The sequence below is a fragment of the Desulfocurvus thunnarius genome, assembly GCF_055390965.1.
On sequence record NZ_AP042411.1, the window covers coordinates 888592 to 901009 of the forward strand.

9 protein-coding genes are annotated in these 12418 nt (G+C 71.6%); 7 read left to right on the plus strand and 2 right to left on the minus strand.

Annotated features, from left to right (window positions below; translation table 11 throughout):
- Positions 1-23 precede the first annotated feature (23 nt).
- The gene (locus ACZ5KV_RS03845; RefSeq protein WP_464241025.1) at positions 24-908 is read right to left on the minus strand and encodes a M48 family metallopeptidase; all 885 of its coding nucleotides are present in this window, start codon (positions 906-908) and stop codon (positions 24-26) included.
- A gap of 160 nt (positions 909-1068) precedes the next feature.
- Between ACZ5KV_RS03845 and ACZ5KV_RS03850 the strand changes: the two genes are divergently transcribed.
- The 6 genes from ACZ5KV_RS03850 to ACZ5KV_RS03875 all read left to right on the plus strand — a co-directional run bounded on the left by ACZ5KV_RS03850 (position 1069) and on the right by ACZ5KV_RS03875 (position 5665).
- A complete protein-coding gene (locus ACZ5KV_RS03850; RefSeq protein WP_464241026.1) occupies positions 1069-1422 on the plus strand; it encodes a hypothetical protein in 354 nt (117 codons plus the stop codon).
- A 143-nt stretch (positions 1423-1565) separates the two neighbouring features.
- Positions 1566-2522, plus strand: a complete 957-nt coding sequence (locus ACZ5KV_RS03855; RefSeq protein WP_464241027.1) for a transporter substrate-binding domain-containing protein — start codon at positions 1566-1568, stop codon at positions 2520-2522.
- Positions 2523-2751: 229 nt separating this feature from the next.
- Positions 2752-3012, plus strand: a complete 261-nt coding sequence (locus ACZ5KV_RS03860) for a 4Fe-4S dicluster domain-containing protein (protein ID WP_464241028.1) — start codon at positions 2752-2754, stop codon at positions 3010-3012.
- Positions 3013-3014: 2 nt separating this feature from the next.
- On the plus strand, positions 3015-4166 hold the full coding sequence (locus ACZ5KV_RS03865) for a 2-oxoacid:acceptor oxidoreductase subunit alpha (protein ID WP_464241029.1): 1152 nt from the start codon (positions 3015-3017) through the stop codon (positions 4164-4166).
- Between the two features lie 2 nt (positions 4167-4168).
- Positions 4169-4996 (plus strand): 2-oxoacid:ferredoxin oxidoreductase subunit beta, encoded by an 828-nt coding sequence (locus ACZ5KV_RS03870; RefSeq protein WP_028588545.1) that lies wholly within the window; start codon positions 4169-4171, stop codon positions 4994-4996.
- 3 nt (positions 4997-4999) lie between these two features.
- Positions 5000-5665, plus strand: coding sequence for a 2-oxoacid:acceptor oxidoreductase family protein (locus ACZ5KV_RS03875; protein ID WP_464241030.1), 666 nt, complete (start codon positions 5000-5002; stop codon positions 5663-5665).
- 118 nt (positions 5666-5783) lie between these two features.
- Here ACZ5KV_RS03875 and sucD read toward each other — a convergent pair whose 3' ends face one another.
- Complete coding sequence (sucD, locus tag ACZ5KV_RS03880) at positions 5784-7853, minus strand: succinate--CoA ligase subunit alpha (RefSeq protein ID WP_464241031.1); 2070 nt, start codon at positions 7851-7853, stop codon at positions 5784-5786.
- Positions 7854-8151: 298 nt separating this feature from the next.
- Here sucD and ACZ5KV_RS03885 point away from each other — a divergent pair, with 298 nt between their 5' ends.
- Positions 8152-12204 (plus strand): DUF748 domain-containing protein, encoded by a 4053-nt coding sequence (locus tag ACZ5KV_RS03885; RefSeq protein ID WP_464241032.1) that lies wholly within the window; start codon positions 8152-8154, stop codon positions 12202-12204.
- Positions 12205-12418: the final 214 nt, after the last annotated feature.

Genomic DNA, 12418 nt, shown 5'->3' on the forward strand with positions numbered 1-12418 from the left:
AGCCCGATGTTTTCAGCCGTCGGTCAGAGGGTGCCCGCCGGGGCGGCGGGAGGCGCGGGGCTGGCCGCCGCGCCCGGAGCCCCGGGTGCGGCCTGCCCCTTGCGCGGCAGGTGGCTGCGGGCCTCGGGCAGCATCTCGCGGATGGCCTCCATGCGGTTCGCGGTGGCCGGGTGGGTGGACAGGAACTCCGGCGGCCTCTTCCCTCCCGATTCCTCGCTGTGGGCGAGCATCCGCTCCCAGAAGTCCAGGGCCGCCCCGGGCTCGTATCCGGCCTTGGCCATGTAGAGGAGCCCCACGTGGTCGGCCTCGTATTCGTGGATCCGGCTATAGGGCAGCAGCACGCCCACGTTGGCCCCGATGCCGAAGGCGACCATGGCCGCCTGGGCTCCGGCCGACGAGCCGCCGTACAGGGTCGCGGCCAGTTGCTGCCCCAGGCCCAGGGCCATGGACTGACTCATGCGCTCGGCGCCGTGGCGCAGGGTCACGTGGGCCACCTCGTGGCCGATGACCGCGGCCAGCTCGTCGTCGGACCGCGCCAGACGCATGAGCCCCGTATACACGAAGACCTTGCCCCCGGGCAGGGCGAAGGCGTTGACGATCTCGTCGTTGTCCACCACGTGGAACTCCCAGGCCTGCTCGACCTCCGAAGCGGCGGCGATGCGCTCGCCGATGCGCCGCACGCGCTCGATTTTGGCCTTGTCGGTGCTCATCTTCTCCTTGGAGAGCACCTCCTTGGCCGCGTCGGCCCCGAGCTTGGCCTCCTGCCCGGTGGAGACGAGAATGAGCTGGCTGCGGCCGGTGTAGGGCGTCGTGGCGCAGGCGGCCAGGAGCACGGACAGGGCCAGGGCGGCCAGAAACGGCAGCCCCGCCCGGATGCTCCGGGGCGGAGCGAAACGGCGTGCGGGCATGGCGATTTCTCCGGGGAAGTGGTGGCGGCCCGGTGCGGGTGCGCCATGCAACGATATAGTGCCTGGGCCGGGCGGCGTCAAATTCCTGTTGTCAGCGCCCGGCCCCTGGCCGCATAATGGGCAATCGGCACCGTATCCTGGGCACATCCGGAGGCCCGCCATGCTCCAACCCCACGACATCGAGTCCATCATCGACCAGATGAGCCGCACGGCGCGAACAACCTGGGGCGGCCCGCTGCCCGTGGCCGCGCCGGGGCGCTGGTGGGTGCTGGTCTGCGGCGAGGCGCTGGACCCGGCCGACTTCGGGCAGCGCGAGCGCGCCCGCGAGGCCCTGCGCCGCCACGCCGCCGCCCTGGGCGTGACCCCGGCGGAATGCGTCTGGGTCTGGGACGAGGCCAACACCGTCCAGATGGTGGCGGGGCGCTTTGCCGACCAGCAGCGCGCCGAGCACTACGCCCGCGAGCTGGCCGCCCGGGGCCTGCGCGCCCGGCTGGTGGCCGCCCGCGACGACTGAAGCCCCCGGCAGCCCCCTTCCGCGCGGTCGGCGTTGCAGCCGGGCTTCACCCTGCCCGGCGCCTTGACAGCCGCGCGTCCATGACCGACAACTCCGCACTGTGCCCGCACCCGGCGGGCGGACCCCAACCCTGCGGAGCCTGCATGCCCCTGCCCCGAGCCCCGCGCGGCCCCCTGGCCGCCCTGGCCGCCCTGCTGGCGGCCCTGGCGCTGCTGGCCCTGGCGGGCTGCGGCAGCGACCCCGCGCCCGGGGCCTCCAAGGCGTCCGGCGCCCCGGCCCCGCCCTGCCCGCCCTGCCCCGAGGCCGCCCCCGCGCCGACCCGGCCCGGCGCCCCCGGCCGCCTGGAGGCCATCCGCCAGCGCGGCGTGCTGCGCTGCGGCGTGCGCGACGCGATCATCCCCTTCGCCTTTGCCGACGCCGCCAGCGGGCAGATCATCGGCTTCGAGCCCGACCTGTGCCGGGCCCTGGCCCAGGAGATGGACCTGCGCGCCGAGCTGGTGGCCGTCACGCCCTCCACGCGCCTGCCGCGCCTGCTGGCGGGCGACATCGACTGCATCGCCGCGACCCTGACCCACCACCACGGGCGCGAGGCCGACCTCGACTTCTCCATCACCTATTTCATGGACGGGCAGAAGCTGCTGACCCGCGCGGGCTCGCCCGTGCGCTCCCCGGCGGACCTCGCGGCCCGGCGGGTGGGCGTCGTGGAGGACACCTTCGCGGCCCAGGCCCTGCGCGAGGCCCAGCCCGAGTGCAGCCCGCTGCCCTTCCCGGGCTACGCGGAGGCCTTTTTGGCCCTCAAGCGCGGGCAGGTCGACGCCATCAGCGCCGACGCGACCATCCTGCTCGGCCTGAAGAACTCCGACCAGGACCCCGCCGCCTGGACCATCGCCGGGGACTACATCACCGACGAACCCTTCGCCCTGGGCCTGCCGCAGAACGACTCCGCCCTGCGCGACCGCGTGAACCTCGCCCTGCAACGGCTGTGGCTCTCGGGCGAGTACATGCGGCTCTACAACCGCTGGTTCGGCCCGCACACCAAGTACTACCTGCCCACGAGCTGGCGCATGGAGGTCTGGCCCGGAGCGGCCAAAAAGCCATAAACCGCGCCCGAAACCCGGAAAAGCGCCCCCGTGCGGTTGCCATAGTCTTCCGCTTGAGGTACACCCGGTGTTCATCGGCTTGCATTCGTGTTGCAATCTCGACCTTTTCCGGAACCTTACCATGCGTCAGCGACACACGCGGGGCACATGAACCAGGCTTGTCAGGGGTGATCGCCACCGGGCGATCACCCCTTTTCTGCGCCCCGGCTCGGGAGACAGCGAGGAGCCCATGACCAACCCGAAGAAAGGACAGACCAGGATCACCATCTATCCGGACTGGTGCAAGGCCTGCGGCCTGTGCGTGGCCTTCTGCCCGGCAAAGGTGCTGGAGATCGACGTTACGGCGGGCTGCGCCCGGGCCGTGCGCGAGGAGGAGTGCATCAACTGCGGCTTCTGCGAGCTGCACTGTCCCGATTTCGCCATCGTGGTGACGCCCAGGGGCAAGACCAGAAACGGGGCCGCCCGGCCCCCCCAGGAAAACGGGGACTGACCATGAGCGCCAAACGCAAGACCGCAGCAAGGGAGATATTCGCCCTGGGGGCCGAGGCCGTCGTGGAGGGTGCGCTGCTGGCCGGATGCAGCTTCTACGGAGGCTACCCCATCACGCCCTCGTCGGAGATCATGGAAGGCATGGCCGAGCGCCTGCCCAAGACCGAGGACGGAGTGTTCATCCAGATGGAGGACGAGATCGCCTCCCTGGGCGCGTGCATCGGCGCATCCCTGGCCGGGCGCAAGGTCATGACCGCCACCTCCGGCCCGGGCTTCTCGCTCATGCAGGAGCTTATCGGCTACGGCTGCATGATCGAGGCGCCCCTGGTGCTGGTCAACGTCATGCGCGGCGGGCCGAGCACCGGCCTGCCCACCAGCCCGGCCCAGGGCGACGTGCAGCAGGCCCGCTGGGGTACCCACGGCGACCACTCCATCATCGTGCTCTCGGCCACCGACGTGCAGGACTGCCTGCACATGACCGTCAAGGCCTTCAATTTCGCCGAGAAATACCGCACCCCGGTCATCCTGCTGCTGGACGAGGTGACCGCGCACACGCGCGAGAAGATCACCGTGCCTCAGGCCAAGGACCTGGAAATCCTCTACCGCCTGCAACCCTCCATGCCGCCGGAATGGTACAAACCTTTCGAGGAGACCGTGCGCGGCGTGCCGCCCATGCCGCCCATCGGCTCGGGCTACCGCTTCCACGCCACGGGCCTGACCCACGACGACCACGGCTACCCGACCCAGAAGCCCGACGAGGTCACGGCGGCCATCTCGCGCCAGTTCCGCAAGATCGACCAGTTCTTCTTCGACATCCAGATCACCGACGAATTCCTGACCGGGGACGCCGAGGTCGGCGTGGTGGCCTACGGCTCGGTGGCCCGCTCGGCGCATCTGGCCGTGGAGCAGGCCCGCGAGCGCGGCATCAAGGCCGGGCTCATCGACCTGAAGACCCTGTTCCCCTTCCCCCGGGCGGCGGTGGAGGGCCTCTTGCGCCGCTGCCGCACGGTGATCGTGCCCGAGATGAACATGGGCCAGATCTCGCGCGAGGTGAAACGCGTCAACCCCGGCACGAGCACGGTGTGGACCATCAACCGCGTCGACGGCCACATCATCACGCCCAAGCAGATCCTTGAAAGCATCAGGAAGGGATAGTCATGGCCGAAGTCACCCAGCTCATTCATGAATACCTGCGCCACGACAAGAAGTTCCCCCACGTGCTGTGCCCGGGCTGCGGCCACGGCATCGTGCTCGGTTCGCTGATCCGCAGCGTCCACGCCCTGGGCATCGCCAAGGACGACGTGGCCCTGGTGGCGGGCATCGGCTGCTCGGGCCGCGTGGCCGTGTATGTGGACTTCAACACCGTGCACGCCGTCCATGGCCGGGCGCTGACCGTGGCCACGGGCATCAAGATGGCCAAGCCCGAGATGCACGTCATCGTCGTGCAGGGCGACGGCGACGCCCTGTCCATCGGCGGCAACCACTTCATCCACGCCGCCCGGCGCAACATCGGGCTGACCGTGCTCGTGCTCAACAACTTCATCTACGGCATGACCGGCGGGCAGTGCTCCTCGGCCACGCCCCTGGGCTGCTGGTCCACCACCACGCCCTACGGCCAGATGGAGAAATCCTTCGACTTCGTGGAGATGACCCGCGCGGCCGGGGCCAACTTCGTTTCGCGCGGCACGGTCTTCCACGTCAAGACCCTGGACAAGCTCATCCAGCAGGCCCTGACCCACGAGGGCTTCAGCCTGGTGGAGGTGCTCACGCCCTGCCACACCCAGTTCGGCCGCAAGAACAAGTTCAAGTCGCCGGTGGACATGTACCAGTGGCTCAAGAAGACCGCCACGCCCCTGGAGGCATACGAGAAGCTCGACCCGGACAAGCGCGCCGGGCGCATCCCCATCGGCGTCTTCGTGGACAACCACGAACCGGCGCTGGAAACCCGCTACGCGGCCATGCGCGCCAAGTTCGCAAAGGGGTAGGCCATGAAACCGGACATCCAGATCGACCGCTTTGAAATCTGCCTCTCGGGCCTGGGCGGCCAGGGCGTCATCACCCTGGGCAAGGTCATGGGCAAGGCCCTGGCCCTGGGCCACGGCTTCAACGTCGCCCAGACCCAGAGCTACGGCCCCGAGGCCCGGGGCGGCGCCTCGCGCACGGACCTGGTCATCAGCACCCGGCCCATCAGCTACCCCAAGACCGACAAGATCGACCTGCTGGTGGCCCTGTCCCAGGAGGCGTGCAACAAGTACTACCCGCTGATGAAGCCCCAGGCCGTGCTGCTGGTGAACACCACCCTGGTCAAGCAGATTCCCACCAACCAGTACCTGGGCCTGCCCTTCACGGAGATGAGCATCGACCGCCTGGGCCTGCCCCAGGCCATGAACACCATCGTGCTCGGTGCGGTGACCTTCCTCCTGCCCTTCGCCAAACGCTCGATCATCAAAAAGAGCCTGGAGGAATCCCTGCCCGCCAAGATCGTGGACGTGAACGTGAAGGCGCTGAACATGGGCTACCGCGAGGCCGAGAAGGCCTTCGGCCAGCCCCCGGCCATGTGGGCCGCCATGGCCCTGGCCGACAACGGCAACGGCGCCGGTGGCACCGAAAAGCCTGCCCCCAAAAAGCCCCGGGCCAAGGCCCAAAAGGCCTGAGCGCACCCGGGCGGCCCGCGCCGACGCCGCCGCGCCCAGCCAAAAACGCAACGGGCCCGCCAGGATTGTTCCTGGCGGGCCCGTCAGTTTTGAGCGGTACCGCAGCGCCGGGCGGTGCCTACAGCCCCAGCACGCGGGCCACGGTGGCCGGGATGCTCGACAGGTCCGGGCACAGGGCGAACCCGGCCTGGCTCATGGTGTCCAGCTTGGAGCGCACGCCCGTGCCCGATTCCAGGATGGCCCCGGCGTGGCCCAGGCGCTTGCCGGGGGGCGCGGTCTGCCCGGCGATGAAGCCCACCACCGGCTTGGGGAAGCCCGTGGCCGCGACCCAGCGCGCCAGGTCCTCCTCGGCGCTGCCGCCGATCTCGCCCAGAACGACCACCGCCCGGGTGTTCGCGTCGTCACGCAGCATCCCGAACAGCTCGATGTAATCCACCCCGCCGAATGGGTCGCCGCCGATGCCCACGGCCAGGCTCTGGCCGATGCCCGCCGCGGACAGGCGCGCGGCGGTTTCGTAGGTCAGGGTGCCGCTGCGCGAAACGATGGCCACCGGCCCGGGCCGGAAGGCGTGGTCGGGCATGATGCCGATCTTGGTCCGCCCCGGGGCGATGAGCCCGGGGCAGTTGGGGCCGACGAGCCGCGCGTCCGTCAGGCGCAACTGCTCGCGCACCCAGAGCATGTCCTGCTGGGTCAGGCCGTCGGTGATGCACACGATCCAGCGCAGGCCCTCGCGCGCGGCCTCCACGATGGCCTCGGGGGCGAAGGCCGGGGGCACGAAGATGATGCTGGCCTGGGCCGCATGGCGGCGCTGGGCCTCGCGCACACTGTTGTACACCGGCACCCCGCAGGCCTCCTGGCCGCCCTTGAAGGGCGTGACCCCGGCCACGATGTTCGTGCCGTAGCCCTGCATGAGCCGCGCGTGGAGCTGCGCCGTGCGCCCCGTCAGCCCCTGAACCAGCACGGGCAGCCCGGCCTCGAAGCCCAGCGCCGGGGGGAAGGGCGCGGGGGCGAACTCCAGGCTCAGGGGTCCGCCGGTCTGGCGCGGGGCCGCCGCGCCGTCCTGCCCGTCCAGTTCCTTCAGCCGGGCGATGGCCGCGCTCATGTCGCCCACGATGGTCAGCCGCTCGCCGGCCAGCCCGGCCAGGATCTCGCGGCCGCGCACGGACTGGTTGCCCGCAAGGCGCACCACCAGCGGCTTGGCCGGGGGGCGGCCCTCCAGGGCCTCGGAGAGCGCCAGGGCGACCTTCTCGCACGAGAGCACCCCGCCGAAAATGTTGATGAGCACGGCGGTGACGGCCTGATCCTCGAAAAGCAGGGCCATGGCCGTGCGCATGCGGTCGTAGTCCGCCGCGCCGCCCAGGTCCATGAAATTGGCCGCGGGCAGGCCGGAGTGGTTCAGCAGGTCCATGGTGGCCATGGCCAGGCCCGCGCCGTTGACCATGAGCCCGATGCGCCCCGACAGGCTGTGGAACGACAGCCCGGCCTCGCGGGCGATGTTCTCCTCGCGCGAGGCGTGCTCGGGCGTGTAGAAGCGCTCCATGTCCGAATGCAGGGCCAGATGGTTGTCGTCCACCTCGACCTTGCCGTCCAGGGCCGTCCAGGTGCCCTCGGCGGTGAGCGCCAGGGGGTTGACCTCGGCCAGCAGCAGCCCGTAGTGGCGCACGGCCGCGTAAAGCGTCTTCACGAACTCGCGGAAGGTGGACCAGCAGACCTTGTCCACGTCCAGGTGGAAAAACGCCGCGCGCAGGTGGAATTCCAGGAGCCCGGCTCCGGCGGGAATGTCCTGCACCAGGAGGTTGTCCCCGCTCTGGCCCTCGATGTCCACGCCGCCCTGGCGGCCCACGGTGAACACCAGCCCGCCGCGCTGGCGCGACACGGCGAAGGAGCAATAGAACTCGCGCTCGGCCCGGGCCGCGCCCTCCAGGCGCAGCAGGGGCACCTTGTGCCCGCCGATGTGCATCTCCAGCAGCTTGCGGCCCAGGGGCGCCAAGTCGGCGGCGGCGTCCACCCGCACGACGCCCCCGGCCTTGCCGCGCCCGCCCACGGGCACCTGGGCCTTGAGGTACCAGGGCAGGGGGAATGCGGGGTGTACGGTTTCCAGGGTGGCGGGAGTGAGCAACAAGCCTTCGGGAACGTCGAGGCCGGCTTCGGCGAACAGTTTTTTGCTCTGGTGTTCGTTGAGCAGCATGCGTGGGGAACCTGCCGGTTGCTGGTTGCGGGGGAGGGACGGGATGTGGCCGGTTGCGCCAGGACCGGCTCGCGTCGGAGCACGGAAAACCGCCGCGCGGCGCATTGTCGCCCATAGCACAAACGCCCCCAAGGGGAAACCTCTGATTTGCCCGCGGGCGGTCCCGAAGCACCGGGCGGAGCCCGCCGGAGCCGGAACGCAACCCGGTTGGCGAAACCCGGCCCACTCCCTTCTCAGCATCCCGGAAATACGCTAGACTGTTCCTGCCGAGAGTTTTCCAGTTCCCAGGAGGAGTTCCATGTCCGCACCCGCCCCGTCCACCCCGCGCCCCGGCCTGCGCGCCCGCTGGCGGGCCCTGCCGCGCGCGCGGCGCTGGGCCGCCCTGGCCTGCGCCGCGGTGGCGCTCTATCTGTTTTGCGGCTTCCTGGTGCTGCCCGCCGTGCTGCGCGCCGTGCTGCCCGCCCAGGCCGGGCAGGCCCTGGGCCGCGTCGTGACTCTGGAGCGCGTGCGCTTCAACCCCCTGACCCACAAGCTGACCCTGGAAGGCCTGACCGTGGCCGAGGCCCCTGCCGGAGCGCCCGCCGACGCCGGAGCACCTGCGGCCAATGCCACGGCTCCATCCGCAGCCACCACAGCAGCCAACGCCACAACCAACGCCACCGCCGCGCCCGCCCCGGCGCCTTTCGTGTCCGTGCGCAGTCTGGAGGTCAATGCCTCGTCGTTCTCCCTGCTGCGCCTGGCCGTGCTGGTGGACGAGGTGCGCCTGACCGGGCCCAGGGTCCATCTGATCCACCAGGGCGAGGGGCAATACAATTTCTCGGACATCGTCCGGCGGCTGGCGGGCGACGAACAGGCCCGCGAGGACGCCGCCCAGGTCGACCCCGCCGGGCCCTTCCCCCTGGTGGTCAGCAACTTCGTCATCGAGGACGGCGGGCTGATCTTCGAGGACCGGCCCGCGGGCCGCACGCACACCGTGGAGCACCTGGACCTCGTGGTGCCCTTCACCTCCACCCTGCCCGGCGACACCGAGCGCGACGTGGAGCCCCTGCTGCGGGCGGTGGTCAACGGCACCGCCGTGCAGGCCACGGGCCGCACCCGGCCCTTTGCCCAGTCCCTGCGCACGGAATTCTCACTGCGCCTGGACGCCCTGGACCTGCTGGCCTACGCGCCTTACGCGCCCCTGCCGCCGGAAGTGCGACCCACGGGCGGTACGCTCTCGCTGGACATGCGCCTGGCCTTCGAGCGCTCGGGCGGCGTGCTGCCCGGGCTGGCCCTGGAAGGCACGGCCCGGGTGGACGGCCTGAACCTGACCTGGGCCGACGGACGCGAACTGGCGGGCTTCGAAAGCCTGGAGCTGGACCTGGAGCGCCTGAGCCTGGACCAGGGCCTGCTGCGGCTGGCAGCGGTGCGCCTTGTGCGGCCCCACGCGGCCCTGGAGCGCGACGCGGGCGGCGGGCTGGACTGGACCCGCCTGCTGCCCCCGGCCGCCCCCGGGCCCGAGGCGACGCCGAAGGCGGCCCGGACCGCCTCCCGGGAAGCAGACAACGCCACGGCCGAACTCGCCGCCGACGCCGAGGCCGCGCCCGAGGCCGAGGCGCCGCCGTCCGGCTTCACGGTGGAGGTCGCGGCGTTGGAAGTCTCCGAAGGGCGCCTTGAATTCACTGACCATCCCGGCGGCCGACGCCTGCACAAGACCCTGGCGCCCATCGCCCTGAGCGTGGACAACTGGACCAGCGCCCCGGACCCCGCCCTTCCGGCGTCCTTCTCCCTGGCCGTCGGCCCGGCGGACGGCGAGCAACTCGTGGCCGCCGGAACGGCCACCGCGAGCCCCCTGGCCGTGGACGCCAGCCTGGGCCTCTCCGGGCTGGACCTGCCCGCCTACGCCCCCTACTACGCGGACCTGCTGCCCCTGCGGCTGGCCTCGGGCACCCTGCGCCTGGGCGCCAACTGCACGCTGGCTCCCGGGTCCGACGGCACCGTGCAGGTGGTGGTGGACAAGCTCTCCCTGGGGCTGGCCCGGTTCGCCCTGGCCGCGCCCCGGGCCGCAGACCCTCTGCTGACCCTGACCAGCCTGGAACTGGCCGGAGGCCGCGTGGACCTCGCCGCGCGGCAGGTCGGCGTCCAATCCCTGACCCTGGATGGCGCCGCCCTCGCCGCCACGCGCCTGGAGTCCGGCGAAGTGGACCTTGCGGCCCTGCTCGCCGCCCCCGACGGGCAACAGGGCGCCCGCCCCGCAGCCGCGCCGTCCGCCCCGGCCGAGCCAGGAGCGGCCTGGAGCGCGACGCTGGAGCGGCTGCACCTGGGCGAGTGGGAACTGCGCTTCGCCGACCGCACCCTGCCCGCGCCCGCCGCCCTGCTCCTGCGCGTGAACGAACTGACGCTGTCGGACATCTCCTGGCCCATGCAAAACACCATGGATTACACTCTGGACGCGGCTCTGGGCGACGCCCGGGCCACGGGCGGCCTGCTCCTGAGCGGCAGCCTCGTGCCCCAGGGCGGCCTGCCCGCGCGCGTTGCGGGCGACCTGGAACTGAAGGCCGTGCCTCTGGCGCCCTTCGGGCCCTACCTCGCCGCGAGCCCGGCAACTTCGGCCCTGAGCCTGGACCGGGGCACACTGTCCCTCGGCGGGCGCTACGAACTGGAGCCCCTGGCCCCGGGCCAAGCTTCCGGCCAGGCACCCGGCCAGACGCGGAACCGGGCGCCAGCCCTGAACCTGCGCCTGGGCGGCGGCCTGCGCGGCCTGGCCCTGGGCGCCGGGGGCAGCCCCCTGGCGGCTCTGGAAGCCCTGGACCTGCGCGGGCTGACCGTCCGCGTGGCCGACCTGGGCGCCCCGCAGCCCGTAGCGGCCCTGGAGAGCCTGGGCCTCAAGGGGCTGGCGCTGCGCGATCCCGGCCAGCCCCGCGACGCCGCCGCCCTGGCCGCCCTCACCGTGCGCGATGCCCGGGTGGATCTGCCCGCCCGCTCCGTGGCCGTGGCCATGGTGGATGTACAGGCACCGGAACTGCGGCTGGTGGTCGCGCCCGACGGCACCCTGAACCTCGCGCGCATCGCCCGCCGCGCCCAGGGCCTGCCCGAAAAGGCGCCCGAACAAGCGCTGGCCTCCGGCGCCGCCCAGGAACAGGGCACCGCCGCGCCCGGCCCCGGGGCCGAGGCTACGCCCGCGCCCGAACCCTTCACTCTGAGCCTCGACACCCTGGCCGTGGACGGCGGAGCCGTGCGCTTCCGCGACCAGAGCCTGAGCCCCGCCTTCTCCTCGACCATGGAGAACCTGACCCTGCGCCTGGAGGGTCTGTCCACCGCGCCCGGCGCCCCGGCCAGCCTGAGCGCCGAGGCCACCCTGGACGGCCACGCGCCCCTGGCGCTGACCGGCAACACCGCGCCCACGGACCAGGGCCTGAACCCCTCCTTGCGGCTGACCGTTCGCGGGCTGGACCTGACCCAACTCTCGCCCTACGCCCTGCGGGCCATCGCCCATCCCGTAAGCACCGGCGTGCTCGAAGCCGATGCACGCCTGACCGTGGCCGGGCGCGACGTAAGCGCGGACAGCCTGCTGCGCCTGATCCGCTTCGACCTGGGCCGGAAGCAGCAGGTCGAGGGCGCCAGCGACGCGCCCGTGGGCCTGGCCCTGTCGCTGCTGCGCGATTCCAACGGCGACATCGTGCTGGACATCCCCGTGCGCGGCAACCTGGACGACCCCGAGTTCCGCCTGAGCCGTGTGGTGTTCCGGGCGGTGATGAACCTGCTGGTCAAGGCCATGACCTCGCCCTTCGCCCTCATCGGCAGCATGTTCGGCGGCGGCGCCAGCCAGGACCTGGACACCCTGGTCATGGTTCCGGGCCGGACGGAACTGGGCCCGGAAAGCCGGGCCAAGCTGGACACCGTGGCCAAGGCCCTGGCCGAGCGCCCGGGGCTGGTGCTGGAAATCGGCGGGGTGGCCCTGCCCGGCGAACTGCCCGCCCTGGCCGAGCGGCGCTTCCGCCGCGCCGTGCGCCTGGCGCGCTACAACGAACTCAAGGACCAGGGTCAGGCCCCGGCGTCGGTGGAGGAAACCCCGCTCTCGCCCGAGGAATACGAAGACGCCCTGACCGAGGCCTACAAGAAGGCCCCCTTCGACAAGCCGACCACCATGCTCGGCTTCGTGGCCGACCAGCCCGTGGCCGAGATGGAGCGCATGCTGCGCGAGCATCTGGCCCCCGGGTCGGATGACCTGCCCGCCCTGGCCCAGCGGCGGGCGCGCAGGGTCCGTGAGGCCCTGGTCGAACGCGGGGCGGACCCGGCGCGAATGCAACTGGTGGAAGCCCCGGCGCCTGCCGCCGGTGCCGAACCCGGGGTACGCCTGTTCCTGCGCTAGAAACCCCGGAAGGCCTCCGCAAAACACCAGGAACGACTCGCAGCAGCCGAAAAGACGGCGGGAACCCAGGGCTCCCGCCGTCTTTTTCCTGCGCGCCCCAGGTGCCGCCGGGGCGTCACCCGGCGGGCCGGGTTCTTCGGTTTTCAATCACGCAGAGGCAGAAGGGGCACCAGTTTCGGTGTGCGCATTGCGGAGGGGAAACCGCAACGTCTTT

Bases quoted from the DNA above. Each gene is read 5' to 3' on its own strand.
- ACZ5KV_RS03845 (WP_464241025.1), bottom strand. From the start codon at position 908: ATGCCCGCACGCCGTTTCGCTCCGCCCCGGAGCATCCGGGCGGGGCTG.
- ACZ5KV_RS03850 (WP_464241026.1), top strand. From the start codon at position 1,069: ATGCTCCAACCCCACGACATCGAGTCCATCATCGACCAGATGAGCCGC.
- ACZ5KV_RS03855 (WP_464241027.1), top strand. From the start codon at position 1,566: ATGCCCCTGCCCCGAGCCCCGCGCGGCCCCCTGGCCGCCCTGGCCGCC.
- ACZ5KV_RS03860 (WP_464241028.1), top strand. From the start codon at position 2,752: ATGACCAACCCGAAGAAAGGACAGACCAGGATCACCATCTATCCGGAC.
- ACZ5KV_RS03865 (WP_464241029.1), top strand. From the start codon at position 3,015: ATGAGCGCCAAACGCAAGACCGCAGCAAGGGAGATATTCGCCCTGGGG.
- ACZ5KV_RS03870 (WP_028588545.1), top strand. From the start codon at position 4,169: ATGGCCGAAGTCACCCAGCTCATTCATGAATACCTGCGCCACGACAAG.
- ACZ5KV_RS03875 (WP_464241030.1), top strand. From the start codon at position 5,000: ATGAAACCGGACATCCAGATCGACCGCTTTGAAATCTGCCTCTCGGGC.
- sucD (WP_464241031.1), bottom strand. From the start codon at position 7,853: ATGCTGCTCAACGAACACCAGAGCAAAAAACTGTTCGCCGAAGCCGGC.
- ACZ5KV_RS03885 (WP_464241032.1), top strand. From the start codon at position 8,152: ATGTCCGCACCCGCCCCGTCCACCCCGCGCCCCGGCCTGCGCGCCCGC.